We start from the raw sequence: 15651 nt of genomic DNA on the forward strand, positions 1-15651 counted from the left end.
CCGCGACCTGAACGAGGACGGTGAGTCGACATGGGCAAGTTCTGCACCAACTGTGGTGACCCGCGTAGCGACGGCGGCAAGTTCTGTAGCAATTGCGGCGCTGCGTTCCCGACGGAATCGGCGATCGCCGCCGAGCCGATACCGGTCGAAGCAACGACGTCTGTCGCTGCCGGAGGTTCCGCGGAGCCGGCTCCGGTTCCAGTTCCAGCTCCGGCTGCATCTCCGTCGGAGCTGGTCGAGCCACCGCCTCCGACCGGGCCGCCCATCGCGGTGAACGTCGCGCCAGCCGCGCCCGGAGCCGCGTCGGGGTTCGTCGATCGCGTCAAGCAGCTCACCGGACTCGAACGGGTGCAGGTGGGATCGGCGGTCGCCGCCATCGTGGCCGTGTTCCTGCCATGGTTGAGATCGTCCAGCGACTCGGCGGATGCATGGGATGTGCCGTCGCTGTTCCTGCTCGGCGACGAGACCACCGACCGAGGCGTCAAGGTCGCAGTGCTCGTGTTGATCGCGTCGGTGGTGGCGCTCGTCTCGCTCGTGATCCGGACGTCCGCCAGCCGCACGATGCTGCTCGGTGCCGCCATCGCCATCACGTCGATCGGAGCGCTTTTTCTGATCCAGGTGAATCGTGCGATACAGATGAGTACGAGATCGTTCACCGACGTGATCGGCATCGGTCCGCTGGTGCTGGTCGCCGCCGGGATCGCGCTGCTGGTGGTGTCGATGCGACTCCGTGACAGGCCGCCGACAAGCATCGGCTGACTGGAGACGCGCCTGCGGCCCGGCGTCCGCGCCGTTCAGTGGACGAACAAGTCGAGGTGACCGCACGCCTCGCAGCGGTACGCGGTGACCGGGAGGCGTTCCTTGCCGAGCACCTTCGCGCCGCCCAGCGGGCCGGTCTTGGCCGCCCCGCTGATCCAACTCAACACGCGCGATGCGTTGATGGACCCGCGCTCGCCCTTGTCCTCGAGGAAGCCGACCGTCGACGGACCCTGGCATCTCGAACAACTCTGGCTGTCTCCCATCCGCACAGCGTACGACGGGCGTTGCGCGGTGGCCGGGCCGCGGGGGTTTCGGATCTGAGCTAGACCAGAGGGCATGAGTGACTGGACGAGCGACGACATCCCCGACCAGACCGGGCGAACGATCCTGATCACCGGAGCCAACTCCGGCATCGGCTTCGAAGCCGCACGCGCACTCGCCGCCAACGGCGCGCACGTCGTGCTCGCCTGCCGCTCGGTGCCCAAGGCCGAGGAGGCGGCCGCCACCATCGCCGGCACCGATCCGTCGGGCAGCACGGAGATCCTCGAGATGGACCTCGCCGATCTCGACTCGGTCGCGTCCGCGGCTCGGACGTTCCTCGACACCCACGACCGGCTCGACGTGTTGGTCAACAACGCCGGCCTCATGGCGACCCCGCTCAAGCACACCGTGCAGGGGTACGAGATGCAGTTCGGGGTGAACCACCTCGGCCACTTCGCGCTGACCGGGCATCTCCTCGACGTCCTCGCGGCGAGCGGCACCGACGACGTGCCCGCCCGCGTCGTGACCATCTCGAGTCAGGCGCACCGCCAAGGCAAGATCGACGTCGACACCTTCGACGGCTCCGGCTCCTACAACCCGTGGCGCGCCTACGGACAGAGCAAACTCGCCAACCTGTTGTTCATGCGCGAACTCGCCGAGCGTTGCGACGACGCCGACCTCGAGATCATGTCGCTCGCCGCGCACCCGGGCGGATCCGACACCAACCTCGGCAACGAGTCGGCCGGTGACCTGTTGAGTCGGGTGCTCGGCGTGTTGCGCCCGCTGGTCGGCCGCTTCGTCACGCAGAGCGCTGCGATGGGCGCCCTCCCGACGCTGCGCGCCGCCGTCGACCCGGATGCCCGCAGCGGCGACTACTTCGGCCCCGACGGGTTCGGTGAGTTCCGCGGCCATCCGAAGCGAGTCGGCATGACCGACCGCGCCGAAGACGACGCGGTCGCCGCCCGTCTCTGGGAGATCAGCATCCAACTGAGCGGCGTCAGCTACCTCGCCTGACGGAGCCTCGGTCCGCGTATCGGTTTGTGTCAGACACAAACCGATACGCCGTCTCGGGGACGTGTCGTGTGGCACATCTCGGCCTGCGGACGCGCTGTGCCAACACTTGCTCGACCCGCTGTGCCAAAGTCGAGAACGTGCAGGTAGAGGGGGATGGGAAGCTCGCCGAGATCGAGGTTCGAGCCAGCGACGTGTTGCTCCGGCCGTTCCGCCTCGACGACGCCGCCACGATCGAGGAAGCGGCGCTCGACCCGGCGATCCCGCGAGTCACCACGGTCCCACCGGGTTGTGATCGAGCAGGCGCCGAGGACTTCATCGCCCGCCAAGCCGAGCGCATGACGAACGGTACCGGTTGGCCGCTCGCCATCGTGCCGACCGGCAACGACGCCGAAGACGACGGACACAGCCGACCCGTGGGAGCGATCGGACTGTGGGTGACCCAGCTCGCCAAAGGGCGCGCCGAGATCGGGTACTGGGTCGTCGAATCGGCTCGCGGTCGCGGGTACGCGTCGTCGGCGCTCGCCGCGTTGACCGACTGGGCGTTCGCCAATCTCGACGAACTCCACCGACTCAGCCTCTTCATCGAGCCGTGGAACACCGCCTCGATCCGCACCGGCGAACGCGTCGGCTACGAGCGCGAAGCGGTCCTGCGCGACTGGGAACTGGTCGACGGCCAGCCGGTCGACATGTGGAGCTACGTCCTCACCCGGACGATGCACTCGCGCAACTGACCGCCTCCGCACCCTTGCGTCGGCGACCGCGCCGCAGCGCGTGGCGGGAAGCCCCGCTCGAACGGCGCGCCTCGTGATGTGCGTGACCGGTGCCGTCATCTGCACGAAACGACCGTGTCACCATCGCTCGCTAACGTGCCCGCCGTGATGGTGCCCACCCCGTCGTCTCCGTCGTCTTCTCCGTCCGCGCCGACCGCGCCGACCGCCGCCGGAGACGGCAACGACCGCGCCGGTTCGACCCGAGCCGCTGGCACCCGAGACGCTGGCACTCACGGGGCGGCGACACGACGGTCCGCATCGGCGGATCACGAGCTTGCCAAGGAACGAACCTTCGGTGCGATGGGTGTGGAGGTCGAACGCGAGATCCGGGTGATCGATCTCGCCGATCCGACGGCGTCCCAGTCCGACATCGACGACGCACTCTGGTCGGCGGCGGCCGACATCGGCTTCTTCCAGGTGACCGGGCACGGGATCCCGCTCGGCGACATCGACGCCGCCTTCGAGATGGCCGCCCGATTCTTCTCCCTCCCGGCCGACGTCAAGTCCAAACGGCAGATGCCGGCGGGCACGAACAGCGGATGGGAACACATGACGCAGCGGCGACCGTCGACCGGCACGCTCGACCGCAAGGAGTCGTACCAGGTCACGCTGCCGCGAATGGAGCGACTCGATCTGTGGCCGACCGACGACGAACTCGCCGACTTCGAACCCGTGATGCGTTCCTTCGAAGCGGCGAACCACGCGCTGGCCATGCGTGTGTTGGCATCGTTCGGCCGAAAGCTCGGGTTCGACGACGACTTCTTCGCGCAGCGCCACGACCGTGGATCGTCCGACTACCAATCGACCTTGCGGCTCCTTCACTACCCGGGGGTCGGCGTCGACGAACTCGACGGTGGCGAGTGGCGAGCCGGCGCACACACCGACTTCGACTGCCTCACCCTGTTGCACCAACGACCCGGCCAACGCGGACTTCAGCTGTGTCCGGGGTCCGACGTGGGCGCGGACGGGGCGACCGGCGAACTCGGTTGGACCAGTGTCGAGCCGGTCGCCGGTGCCGTGACGTGCAACATCGGCGACATGCTGATGCGCTGGTCGGACGATCGACTGCCGTCCACCTTGCATCGTGTGCGCATGCCAGCGCGGGACGAGTACCTCGGCCCCCGCTACTCGATCGCCTACTTCGCGCAGGCGGATCGCGACGCGGTCATCGACCCGCCGGCGGGCACGTACGAGCCGATCACCGCCCACGACTACCTCCAACAGCGCATCGCCGCCAACTTCGCCCGCTGACCAGCCCTTCAACACCTGGGGTCAGACCCCAGCTGTTCAACACGTGGGGTCTGACCCCAGGTGTTCAACACGTGGGGTCAGACCCCAGGTGTTCAACACGTGGGGTCTGACCCCAGGTGTTGGGTCAGATGCCGTCGGCTGCGGCGGCTCCGGCAGCGTCTTCTCGCAACTCGGCTCCAGCGGCGACGCGTGCGCGCAGCTGGTCGAAGATCGGCGGCGGCTCGACCCACGGATCGGGGAGCGTGCCCGTGTCGGCGGCGCGAATCGTGTGCCACACCCGCTGCGGCGTGCACGGCAGATCGATGTGGCGTACCCCGAGGTGCGCGAGCGCGTCGATCACGGCGTTCTGCACGGCTGGCGTCGCGCCGATCGTGGCGGCTTCGCCGATCCCCTTCGCTCCGAGCGGATTGAGTGGGGTCGGGGTCTCGGTCGAGATGACCTCGAACATCGGCAATTCGGCCGCCGACGGGATCGCGTAGTCGGCCATGTTCGACGTGATCGGATTGCCGTCGCTGTCGAAGCCGACCGCCTCGAGCAGCGCCTGCCCGACGCCCGCAGCCACACCGCCGTGCTGCTGACCTTCGACGAGTAGCGGGTTGACGACCGTGCCGCAGTCGTCGACCGCGACGTGGCGCACCAGACGAACGAAGCCGGTGTCACGGTCGACCTCGACGACGGCGATGTGCGCACCGAACGGGAACGTGGCTCCCTGCTGCACGAAGTCGAACTCGCCGCGCAAGGGCTCTCCGTGATCGGCGGCGGTCGACGCCACCTGATCCCACGTGAGCGCCTGCGCCGGCACGCCCGCGACGCCGATCGTGCCGGCCGCGACGTCGACCACGATGTCGGCGACGTCGGCCTCGAGCATCCGAGCCGCGACCTGCTTCGCCTGCTCGACCATCACTTCGGTCGCGCCGCGCACCGCCGATCCGCCGAGCTGCAGCGACCGCGACCCGCCGGTGCCGCCACCGGTGCGCACCGCGTCGGTGTCGCCGTCGACGAGACGGATCCGATCGACGGGGATCCCGGTCTGATCCGACACCAACATCGCGTACGCCGTCTGGTGGCCCTGCCCGTGGGATTGCGTCCCGGCGAAGACCGTCGCAGAACCATCTGGATGGATGTCGATCGCGCCGAACTCCGACGGGCCGCCACCGGCCGTGATCTCGACGTATGACGCAACACCGATACCCAGCAGGGTCGTATCGCCAGCGGTCCGTCGAGCGGCCTGTTCGGCGCGCAGCGCCTCGTAGCCCACCACCTCGGCGGCTCGGTCCAAGGGAAGCGTGTAGTCACCCGAGTCGTAGGTGTTTCCCGTCAGCGTCGTGAACGGGAACACGTCGTTGGTGAGCAGGTTGCGCTTGCGGATCTCGATCGGGTCGATACCGAGTTCGAGTGCGGCCTGGTCGACGGCCCGCTCGAGCATGGCCGTCGCTTCGGGACGACCCGCGCCGCGGTACGCGCCCATCTGGGTCGTGTTGGTGACGGCGACGGCGACGTCGCATTGGATTGCGTCGAAGCGGTAGGTCCCCTGCGCCATGCGACGCGTGCCACCGGGCAAGTATGCGCCCACGGTCGGATACGCCCCGGCATCGCCGAGCAGGCGGATGCGCAACCCGGTGAACGTGCCGTCGTCGCGGCAGCCGAGTTCGACGTGTTGCACCTGCCCTCGGCTGTGTGGCAGCGACACCATGTCTTCGCTGCGGGTCGGAACCCACTGCACCGGCCGTCCGGTGCGCAGCGCGCACGCGCCGACCACCACGTACTCCGAGTGCAGCCCGGCTTTGCCGCCGAAGCCGCCGCCGACCTGTGGGGTCACGACGCGAACGTTCGACGTCTCCAGACCGAGCGCCGAACAGAACTGTCCGTGGACGAGGTGTGGCATCTGGTTCGACACCCACAGGGTGACGCGACCCGTGGCCGGATCGACCTCGGCGGCGGCGCAGTCGGGTTCCATCGGAACGACCGCCATCCGTTGGTTGACGTAGCGACCGCGCACGACCCGTTCGCCGGAACCGAACTCGACCGGAGCGTCGTCGGCGAACACCTGCGCCTCGTTCGACTCGTGCGCCGCGAACACGTCGGTGGCGCCATCAGCGAAGGCGTCCTCCGCCGTGACGACGACGTCGAGCGGCTCGATGTCGGCCCAGATCGCTTGTGCCGCGTCGACCCCTTGGGCGAACGTCTCGGCGAGCACGACCGCGATCGGTTCGCCGACAAAGCGCACGCGTCCCACGGCGAGCGGAGGCCGCTTGAAGTCGCCGTGCACCGGCGCGAAGCCGTGATGCGCCTTCACGCCCAACTCGGTGGCGGTCAACACCTCGACCACGCCCGGCATCGCGATGGCATCGTCGACATGGATCTCGCCGAGTTCGCCGTGCGCGACCTCCGACCGCACGAACACCGCGTGAAGGCGGTTGTCGAGTTGGAGGTCGGCGAGGTAACGGGCGCCGCCGACGAGGAGCCCGGGGTCTTCGGTTCGCGTGACGCGCGTGCCGAGGATGGAGCCGGGTCGGAGGAGCGCAGCGTCGGTGGAGTTCATCACCAGCGAACCTACCCCGAAGCGACAGAGTGGGTCTGACCCACTCTGTCGCTCAGGTCTCGACGACGATCTCGACGTCGCGCCAGTCGATTTCGTCGGGGACGTCGTTCGGCGCGCTGGTGTGGGTCTCGAGCGTGCCGCGAGCGGCGCAGGTCTGCGTGCCATACAGCTCCCACAACCCGCGGATGTCGCCGGGAGAGAACGTGGTGGTCGACGGATTGAGCTGCGGATACATCAACTGCTCGAGCAGGTCACTCGCATTCCACTGCCCAGCGATCGGCCCGAGCCCTTGAAACCGGTCGCTCGGGAGTCCGGTTCGCGGATCGAAATCGCTCACGTGTCCGAGACCCATCAGGTGGCCGAGCTCGTGCGTCGTGGTGGCGATCCGCTCGCTCGACATCGGTAGGTCGGGCAGGTCGATGATGGCGAAACCGCGGAACATCAGCGAACTGCTCGGCACGCGCAGCCCGCCCCCGACGCCGATCACCCCGCCACGAAGGCCGGGGGTGTCGCTCGATTGCGAATAGCCGATGACGACGTCGGCGCCCGGCGGCAGATAGCGGTACGGCAGCATCGGACTGAACGCCTCGGGCAACAGGATCTCGTCGTCGATGACCATGCCGGCGGACGTGACTCCTGCGTAGTCGAAGTCGATGCCGGTGTATCGCTCGACTTCCTCGATCGACGTGATCAGGTCGGCGATGGCAGCGTCGTCGGCGATGTCGACGTTCAGCGCGTAGCGGATCGGCGCACACGCGTCGTAGCGCGAAGCGATCGTCGGGTTGGGGCGAACCCCGGTCGACAGGTAGCGCGACCGATCGAACAAGAAGTCGTACGGGCCGGCCGCCGGAGGCTCACCGAGTGGCGCAGGGACGAACGAGCCGGGGTCGACCGACTTACCGAACGCGCTCGGAGGCGGCGCTGGCGCACCGTCGGCGAGGAAGTAGCCGGAGGCATCGACGATCAGGTGGGTGTCGACGCTCGGCAGCAGATCGACGGCGCCACTGGTCGGATCGATCGAGGTGATCGCATGATTGGGCACGGTCTGCCCGGCAGCAGTGAAGTTGAGCGACGAGGTTGCGGGCTCGGGTGCGCCAGCCGCCGATGCCTTCACGAACCCGCGGCCGCCGGTCTGGTTCCCGGTGATGTTGAGCGCCACCGCCATCGCCTCGCCATTCGGTACCCCGATTCGCCCGGCGACGGGCAGCTCGAACGCGACCGCGCCCGCCAGTCGCGCCCCGCCGGTCAACCCGGTCGGGCCGCCCGGTTCGCGCGAGTCGAGCAGGCGGCCGGGAGCGAGTGGGACGAACAGTCCGTCGGTGGTCGACGCGGCGCTGGGTCCGGTGAAGTACCCCGTGACGTCGATGGTGATGTCGCTGCCGACGTTGGTGAAGACGTCGACCTGGCCGTCGGTGACCGGTGAGATCACCTGGTTGCCGGCCGCGAATCCGGTACCGATCAGGTTGACGTTGGCCGTGTCGGGCTCGGGCGCTCCCGCTGCCCACACCCGGTAGAAGCCCGGGCCGTTCGATCGGAATCCAGTGAGGTTCATCACGACGCCGGTGGCGTCGGCGGGCACACCTGCCGTGGTCAGGTCGAAGCGTCGCCGTTCGTTCGCGGCCATCGGGTCGTTGGTGTCGCGAGTGTCGGTGTGCCGGATCGGGCCGAGCTGCTCGAAGCGACCCTCACTCGTCGTGCCGCTGCTGACGAACACCGCGAGCACGTCGACGGTCACGTGCACGTCGGTCGACGCAAAGATCGAGATCTTGCGCTCCAAGCCGAGCGGGGCGATGACGAGATTGCCGATGGTGTGGCCCTCGAACTCGGTGTTGTTCGTGGCAGCCGTCGGCCGCTCGGAGCCGGTCGGCCACATCGTGGCGAACCCGCGTCCGTCGGCTCTGACGATCGTGGTGTTGACGACGACGGCCGTGACGTCGTCGGGGTCGACTCCGGCCGCGGCTGCGACACCGGTGCCGCTGATCGGGTCCAGTGAGATCGACGAGCCGCCGAACATGCGGGCGTAGCTCGAACTCGATCGGGTGTCGAGCGCCCGAGTCGGCGGGATCGGCACGAACCGGGATGCGCCACCCACCAGTTCACCGGCCACCAGCTCGGGTGTCGCGGGCGCGCCCGAGTTCGCGATCTGGCTCGGCACGGTGTCGTCGGCGCCGACGATGGGCGAGCCCGACGAGCCGGGCGCAGAGGCTGCGGCGACGACGAACACGACGACGGCGACCAGCATCCCGATGACGCTCTGGCGAGATGAGGCAGAGCGCCAGGCCGAGATCCGCTGCATCTTTGCCACTGTATGCCCCTGGTCCTCGACGCTGGCATCGGCTGCGCACGCCGAGCGGCGGTGTTGGCGTGCCTCCCCAGGGGCTCGAACCCTGAACCAATGGATTAAAAGTCCACTGCTCTACCATTGAGCTAGAGAGGCCGTTGTGATGCGTAACCGGTTTTCGGCCGGTGTTGCGGGAAGCAAGCGTAGAGGTTTGTTCCCCACCGCCAACGCGTCGGTGTGCAACGCTGCGACTCGGACGCCTCGGCGGCGAGGGGTTCGTGCGTGGCGCCGCGGTCGCCATGTCGGTTCGCCGGTCTGATGCGCAACTACTGTCTTGGTGTGTCGTCAACGTCGGAGTCGGTCGGGGGCGGGCGCGTCGAGCCCGACGACCACGGTCACGACCACGATGATCACGATCATCACGGCGAACACGGGCAACATCTCGGCCATTCGCACGGGGGCCGGTTCGCGTGGGGGCCGCTGGCGATCTCGGTGCCGTTGCTCATCGCGTTGCTCGTCCGCAACCGGATCGGCGTGTTCGACAACGACGACCTTCGGTTGTGGTCGACGCTGTTCGTCTCGGTCAGCCTGCAGGCATTGCCGTTCCTCGCGCTCGGCGTCGCGATCAGCGGTGGCATCGCTGCGTTCATCTCGCCCGACTTCGTTCGTCGCATCGTCCCGAAGCGCCAGGTCTTCGCCGTCCCCGCCGCCGGTGCCGCCGGACTCGCCCTCCCCGGGTGCGAATGCGGGTCGGTGCCCATCGCCGGCCGTCTGATCTCGCACGGCACGCCACCGGCCGCCGCGCTCACGTTCCTCCTCGCGGCACCGGCCATCAACCCCGTCGTGTTGGTCTCGACCGCAGTCGCGTTCCCCAACGACCACATGATGGTCGTCGCCCGGTTCACCGCGTCGTTCCTCGTCGCCATCGCGATCGGCACCTGGTGGGCGCGCCGCAACGACGTCAAGATGTTCGAACGGCTCACCTCGGCCGACACCACACGCCGCCGACCCAAGTGGCAAGAGTTCATCGACGTCGCCTCGCGTGACTTCGTGCACGCCGGCGGCTACCTCGTCGTCGGTGCCGCAGCCGCAGCGTCGCTCCAACTCGTCGTGCCACGTTCGGCGCTCAACGCGATCGCCGACAACGAACTGCTGTCGATCCTGCTGCTCGCCGCCCTCGCCGTCATGCTGTCGATCTGCTCCGAGGCCGACGCGTTCGTCGCCGTCGGCCTCCCACAGTTCTCGCTCACGTCGCGTCTCGTGTTCCTCGTCGTCGGACCGGTCATCGACATCAAATTGGTCGCCATGCACGCCGGGGTGTTCGGCCGCCGCTTCGCGATGATCTTCGCCCCGGTCACACTCGTCGTTGCGATACTGGTCGCCGTGATCGTCGGACAGGTGCTCTTGTGAACCGCATGGGTCGCGCTGCGCTCATGGTGGCGATCGGCGTGTTCGTGGCGCGCTTGGTCTGGAGCGGCGGGTACGGATCGTTCGTACAGGAGAAGATGCGGATCCCCCTCGCGCTCTCTGCGCTGCTCCTGCTCGTGTTCGGCGTGATCGAAGGGGTCGCTGCGCTGCGACAGGAGAGTCGTGACAGCGACGCCGCTCGGCGCTCGATCAGCCCGACCGTCGGCTGGCTGCTCGCCGCGCCGTTGGTCGTGCTGACCGCCGTCGCACCGACGGCGCTCGGCGCAGCCGCCGCGCAGCGATCCGAACCGCTGACGCCGACCGAACGATCGACGCCACCGCGCGGACTCCCCGAGATCGATGACAGCGAGGGCCCGGCCGACCTGCGCGTCTACGAGTTCCTCAGCCGCGCGCTGTGGGACGAGACCGCCTCGCTGACCGGCAAGGAGATCGCGCTCGAAGGCATCGTCGTCAACGACCCCGACATACCCGACGGCTTCCGACTCACCCGATTCGCGGTCAACTGCTGTGCCGCCGACGGTCTCCCGCTGCAGGTGGCGGTGCGCGGCGTCACCGGGACCTTCGACGACGACGAATGGGTGCGCGCCGTCGTCACGTGGCGGCCCCCGCCGGGCGGCAGCTACCTCTCCGAAGGCGCCCCGAAGCTCGTCGAAGCCGACGTGATCAGTATCGAGATCGTCGACGATCCGCCGTCGAACCCGTACGAAACCCCGTTCTGAGATCAGCTCCGCACGAGTCGGCCCGGGCGTTCGCCGGTGTCGGTGTCGTGATCGCGGGTCACCGTTCCGTTGCAGATCGTGGCGACGTAACCCGACACCGGCTGCATCAACCGAGTGCCCCCTGCGGGGAGATCGTGATGCGCGACGGGGGCCGCAACGGTCAGCGCGTCGTGGTCGATCACGTTGACGTCGGCGCGCTTGCCGACGGCGATCGTCCCGCGATCGTCGAAGCCGTACAGCGCAGCGTTGCGCGCCGTCTGCTTGTGGACGAGGAACTCGAGCGGCAACTGCTCGCCCTTGCGACGATCGCGCGCCCAGTACGTGAGCTGCGTCGTGGGCATCGTGCCGTCACAGATCAGCGTGACGTGCGCGCCGGCGTCGCTCAGCCCGGTCACGGTCGCCGGATGCTCCAGCATCTCGCGAAGCACGTTCATCCGAGCCTCGACGTCGACGGTGCTCAGCGACGCGAACCGCGTGCCGCCGTCGGCGATCAAGAAGTCGTACAAGTACTCGAGCGGGTCGCGGCCCTCGGCGCGAGCGTGCGCACCGAGCATGTCGTCGAGACCCGGTTCGTAGTCGACGGGGTCCGACAGCGGATACATCACTGCGGCCGATCGGCGGAACAACCCGGCCACGTTCTCCATCGAGCCGGGAGCGTCGGGCCGGATGTCGGACTCGGCGAGCAGCGCGGCCTTGATGTCGGGGTCGGCCATCGCTCGAGCTCGCTCCGCCAACGGAAGATCGGCGAGCCGCTGCAGATACGTCGGCTTGCGCATGAAGGCGTGGTAGGCGCTCAACCCGGTCAGGAACCCGATCGGTCGCGATGACACCTGCGGGTGCAGGCGGGCTCCGGCGGCGTTGGCGTGATCGGTGAGCTCCAGGATCTCGCGCCACAAGTCGGGCTCGTAGTCGGGTGACTGGACGAGCGTGAACGTGACCGGCCGACCGCTGATCTCACCGAAACGGCGCATGAGATCGTGCTCGGCCTGCTGCGTCGTGCGCTCCCCGCCGAGGTTCTCGAGCTTGCCGACCGTGCCCGCCGGGATCATCTCGAACACGCCCTTGCCGACGCGACCCATCTCGGCTGCGATCGCCAGCAACTCCTCGTCGGCGGCGAACGTGCCGGGCACCGGCTCGCCCCACAGCGCGCGGTGGCCGATCGTGCGCGAGGTCGAGAATCCCACCGCGCCGGCCTCGATCGCTTCCCCCACGAGCCGACTCATCTCGGCGACGTCGTCGGCGGTCGCGTCCTCGTTGACCCGCCCGCGCTCGCCCATCGCATAGAAGCGGACGGCGCCGTGCGCGATCTGCGCGCCGATGTCGAGCGCGTACTCGCGCCCGGCGAGGTAGTCGAGGTAGTCGGGGAACGACTCCCACTCGCCCCACTCCATCCCTTCGTGCAAGGCGGAGCCGGGGATGTCTTCCACGCCTTCCATCAACTCGATCAGTTCGCGTTCCGCGCCCGGCGCGACGGGGGCGAAGCCGACGCCGCAGTTGCCCATCACGACGGTGGTGACGCCGTTGTGCGATGACGGGGCGATCTCGGTGTCCCAGCTCACCTGGCCGTCGTAGTGCGTGTGCACGTCGACCCAGCCGGGGGTGACCAGGGCGCCGTCGGCGTCGATCGTGCGGCGAGCCGAGCCGGAGACGGAGGGACCGACTTCGACGATCGTGCCGTCGGTGATGGCAACGTCGCCGGTGACCGGAGGCGCACCCGTCCCGTCGACGATCGTGCCGTTCTTGATGATGATGTCGAACACGTTGGGGAACCTCCGGAGCAGCCTCGCTCATCGAGCGACAGAGTGGGTCGGACCCGAAGTGTCGCATTCGGTAGCGCACAGCGTGCGACCGGACAAGGGCCATACGACTAGACTTACAAAATGTCAGTTGCGCAGTCCGCATCACACGTCGATGGGCGCACGGCCCGTCGCGCACGCAATCGTGACGCGGTCATCGACGCCTTCATCGAGTTGATCATGAGTGGGCAGAATGATCCGTCCGTCGACGAGATCGCCGACAGAGCCGGCGTCTCGTACCGCTCCGTCTACCGATACTTCGAAGACCGCTCCGACATGCTGGCCGCGGCGACCGAGCGGTCGATGCAGTGGATCCGGCCGCTGCTGGTCAACGCGTCCGGCCCGGTCGACAACGACGCTCCCCTCGATCACCGCATCGATGCTGTCGTCGACGCTCGCGCCGAGGTCTACGCGCAGATCTCCGACATCTTGCACACGGCGCTGATGCGCGCACACGAGGATCCCTACATCGACAACGAGTTGCGCAAGGCACGAGACTTGCTGCGCGAGCAGATCGACGTGCGCTTCGACCAGGAACTCAGCCAGTTCAGTGCTCGCGAGCGGACGTTGCGACTCACGTCCATCGATCAGACGCTGCACTTCCAGTCGCTGGATTACGTGATGCGCGAACGCGGCCACAGCCGTGACGAACTCGAGCGGTACCTGCGCACACAGGTCCGCGCCGCGCTCACGATCCCCGAACCCGACTGACGATCGCAGCGAGTCAGGCGGCCCCGAAGCCGTCGGCGCTGACGTGCGTCTCGCCGGCTTCGATCGCGGCGACGATCCGTTCGGCCACCGATCGCGGAGCGAGCCCTTCGGGCATCGACGGCGCCTGACCGGCGAGCGGTCGAGTGGCGAGCCCCGTCTCGGTGTGCGGCGGTTGCACGTCGAGCACCTGCACCTTCGAGCGGCGCCATTCCTTGCGCAGTGACTCGAGCGCAGCGGCCGCCGCCGCCTTCGACGCGGAGTAGGCCGCCATGCCCGGCATCGGCGCTGCGGCGACGACCCCGGAGATGTTGACGAAGAAGCCCTGCGACTCCGCGAGCGATGCGCCGACCCGGTTCGCCAGCCACATCGGCCCCATCGAGTTCGTGAGGAACAACTCCTCGACGGTGATGTCGTCGGTGTCGTCCACGGCTCCGAATGCGACGATGCCGGAGGCGACGATCACCCCATCCAGACGGCCGTGCGTCGCGGTGGCGAACTCGACGATGGCCTCGCCCGCCGACGCGTCACGCACGTCGACGACGACATCGATGGGGCGAGTCGTGCTCGAACCCGACTTGTTCACGGCGACCACGACGGCACCGCGTTCGGTCAATGCGTCGGCGATCTGCGAGCCGAGTCCTCCCGTGGCCCCGACGACGGCGACCACGGCGCCACTGAGTTCTCGTTGCTGTGCCATCGATCCTCGCTCCCTCTCTGCCGTGACGTGACGCGACGTGCGGTGACGCGACGTGCGGTGACGCGACGTGCGTGACGTGACGTCGTTCGCCTCGTTCGTGTCGGACGGTATCGCCCTACCATCGCGCGATGTCCGACGGAGCCGTCATCGAACCGCTCGATTCTCTCGACGACGTCGATTTCTTCGATCCGGCGGTCAACGAGTGCCCGTATCGCGCCTACCGGACGCTGCGCGAACAGGCACCGGTGTGGCAGGACCCGCGCACCAGGATGTGGACGCTCACCCGATACCACGACGTGCGCGAAGCGGCCCGAGACGTCGAGACGTTCTCGTCGCAGCGACCGCGTGGCAGCTCTGCACAAGCGAGCGCGGACGTCATCCTCCAGCTCTATCGCGACCGAGGATGGGTGCCGGGCCGCACGCTGGGCGGCCGCGACGATCCCGAACACAAGCAGATGCGTGCGCTGTTCAGTCACGCGTTTCGCCCCTCACGGATCTCCGCGCTCGAACCGCAGATCGCCGAGATCGCCGACGAGTTGATGCGCGACTGCCTCGAGGCGTCGGCTTCCACCGGTCGTTGCGACTGGGTCCAGATGATGGCGGTGCCGCTTCCGTTACTCGTGATCGGGATCCAGATGGGCGCCGACCCCGACGACATCTGGCGCATCAAGGCGTGGACCGATGCCTGGGTTCAACGACTCGGGATGATGCAGACGCCCGATGAGGTCGTCCGGTCGACCGAGATGGAGATCGAAGCGCAGCACTACTTCCAGCCGATCTTCGAACGACTCCGCGTCGAGCCGAACGACACGCTCCTGTCCGATCTCGTGAACACCGTGATCCCCGCGTGGGGTCGCACGCTCACCGATGAAGAACTGCACGGCGAGATGATGGCCGACACCTTCGTCGGAGGTTCCGAGACCACGACCAACGCGATCAGCCAGGCGCTCAAGTTGCTGATCGAGCATCCGAACCAGTGGGCGTTGCTCCGGTCCGACCCCGAGCGGTTCCTGCCGGTACTCGCCGAGGAGGCGGTGAGGTTGGAAGGTCCCGTCCAGACGTTGTTCCGCTGGACCACACGCGACGTCGAGGTGGCCGGTACCACCATCCCCGCGCACTCGATGGTCGCGCTGCGATGGGGTGCCGCGAATCGCGACGAGTCCGCGTTCGAACGGCCCGATCGTTTCGATCTGGAGCGCACCGACCACAAGCAGCACGTCGGGTTCGGGTTCGGTACGCACTTCTGCCTGGGCGCGCCATTGGCGCGTCGCGAGATCATCCATGCGTTCCGGGCGTTGCTGCGACACGTCGACGACGTGGGTTTCGTCGACGAAGCGAACGACTTCTCGATCGCACCGAACTACGTGTTGCGAGCGTTGCGCGAACTCCACGTGAGCTTCACGCCCCGCTGACTCGCCGGGC

Annotated in this window: 13 protein-coding genes and 1 tRNA gene; 8 read left to right on the forward strand and 6 right to left on the reverse strand. The window is 68.0% G+C overall.

Going from position 1 to position 15651, the window contains the following annotated elements:
• The first annotated feature begins 30 nt into the window (after window positions 1-30).
• Window positions 31-759 carry a hypothetical protein gene (locus tag ACE37B_RS13880; RefSeq protein WP_409923920.1) on the forward strand — a complete coding sequence of 243 codons (729 nt, stop codon included), beginning with the start codon at window positions 31-33 and terminating at the stop codon, window positions 757-759.
• Window positions 760-794: 35 nt separating this feature from the next.
• Here the strand turns inward: ACE37B_RS13880 and ACE37B_RS13885 are convergent, their stop codons facing one another.
• Window positions 795-1022, reverse strand: a complete 228-nt coding sequence (locus tag ACE37B_RS13885; RefSeq protein ID WP_409923921.1) for a hypothetical protein — start codon at window positions 1020-1022, stop codon at window positions 795-797.
• 73 nt (window positions 1023-1095) lie between these two features.
• Here ACE37B_RS13885 and ACE37B_RS13890 point away from each other — a divergent pair, with 73 nt between their 5' ends.
• The 3 genes from ACE37B_RS13890 (at window position 1096) to ACE37B_RS13900 (ending at window position 4055) form a co-directional block, all read left to right on the forward strand.
• The gene (locus ACE37B_RS13890; protein WP_409923922.1) at window positions 1096-2034 is read left to right on the forward strand and encodes an oxidoreductase; all 939 of its coding nucleotides are present in this window, start codon (window positions 1096-1098) and stop codon (window positions 2032-2034) included.
• A 137-nt stretch (window positions 2035-2171) separates the two neighbouring features.
• Window positions 2172-2765, forward strand: a complete 594-nt coding sequence (locus tag ACE37B_RS13895) for a GNAT family N-acetyltransferase (RefSeq protein WP_409923923.1) — start codon at window positions 2172-2174, stop codon at window positions 2763-2765.
• A 339-nt stretch (window positions 2766-3104) separates the two neighbouring features.
• Complete coding sequence (locus ACE37B_RS13900) at window positions 3105-4055, forward strand: isopenicillin N synthase family dioxygenase (RefSeq protein WP_409924340.1); 951 nt, start codon at window positions 3105-3107, stop codon at window positions 4053-4055.
• 124 nt (window positions 4056-4179) lie between these two features.
• Here ACE37B_RS13900 and ACE37B_RS13905 read toward each other — a convergent pair whose 3' ends face one another.
• The 3 genes from ACE37B_RS13905 to ACE37B_RS13915 form a co-directional block, all read right to left on the reverse strand.
• Window positions 4180-6597: a xanthine dehydrogenase family protein molybdopterin-binding subunit gene (locus ACE37B_RS13905; protein WP_409923924.1), complete on the reverse strand. Its 2418-nt coding sequence runs from the start codon at window positions 6595-6597 to the stop codon at window positions 4180-4182.
• A gap of 52 nt (window positions 6598-6649) precedes the next feature.
• Window positions 6650-8893 carry a hypothetical protein gene (locus tag ACE37B_RS13910; RefSeq protein ID WP_409923925.1) on the reverse strand — a complete coding sequence of 748 codons (2244 nt, stop codon included), beginning with the start codon at window positions 8891-8893 and terminating at the stop codon, window positions 6650-6652.
• Between the two features lie 69 nt (window positions 8894-8962).
• Window positions 8963-9034, reverse strand: a tRNA-Lys gene (locus ACE37B_RS13915).
• A 183-nt stretch (window positions 9035-9217) separates the two neighbouring features.
• Between ACE37B_RS13915 and ACE37B_RS13920 the strand changes: the two genes are divergently transcribed.
• Together ACE37B_RS13920 and ACE37B_RS13925 are read left to right on the forward strand one after the other, a co-directional pair.
• Window positions 9218-10288, forward strand: a complete 1071-nt coding sequence (locus tag ACE37B_RS13920) for a permease (protein ID WP_409923926.1) — start codon at window positions 9218-9220, stop codon at window positions 10286-10288.
• A 5-nt stretch (window positions 10289-10293) separates the two neighbouring features.
• On the forward strand, window positions 10294-11025 hold the full coding sequence (locus tag ACE37B_RS13925; RefSeq protein WP_409923927.1) for a TIGR03943 family putative permease subunit: 732 nt from the start codon (window positions 10294-10296) through the stop codon (window positions 11023-11025).
• Between the two features lie 2 nt (window positions 11026-11027).
• Here the strand turns inward: ACE37B_RS13925 and ACE37B_RS13930 are convergent, their stop codons facing one another.
• A complete protein-coding gene (locus ACE37B_RS13930; RefSeq protein ID WP_409923928.1) occupies window positions 11028-12785 on the reverse strand; it encodes an N-acyl-D-amino-acid deacylase family protein in 1758 nt (585 codons plus the stop codon).
• A gap of 120 nt (window positions 12786-12905) precedes the next feature.
• Here ACE37B_RS13930 and ACE37B_RS13935 point away from each other — a divergent pair, with 120 nt between their 5' ends.
• Window positions 12906-13532 (forward strand): TetR/AcrR family transcriptional regulator, encoded by a 627-nt coding sequence (locus ACE37B_RS13935; RefSeq protein ID WP_409923929.1) that lies wholly within the window; start codon window positions 12906-12908, stop codon window positions 13530-13532.
• Window positions 13533-13545: 13 nt separating this feature from the next.
• On the opposite strand, the gene ACE37B_RS13940 is transcribed toward ACE37B_RS13935, so the two are convergent.
• Window positions 13546-14229, reverse strand: a complete 684-nt coding sequence (locus ACE37B_RS13940) for an SDR family NAD(P)-dependent oxidoreductase (RefSeq protein ID WP_409923930.1) — start codon at window positions 14227-14229, stop codon at window positions 13546-13548.
• A gap of 128 nt (window positions 14230-14357) precedes the next feature.
• On the opposite strand from ACE37B_RS13940, the gene ACE37B_RS13945 reads away from it, so the two are divergent.
• Entirely contained in the window at window positions 14358-15641 is a 1284-nt protein-coding gene (locus ACE37B_RS13945) for a cytochrome P450 (protein ID WP_409923931.1), read from the forward strand.
• Window positions 15642-15651: the final 10 nt, after the last annotated feature.

The organism is Ilumatobacter sp. (genome assembly GCF_046290335.1).
Taxonomy (GTDB): Bacteria; Actinomycetota; Acidimicrobiia; order Acidimicrobiales; family Ilumatobacteraceae; genus Ilumatobacter_A.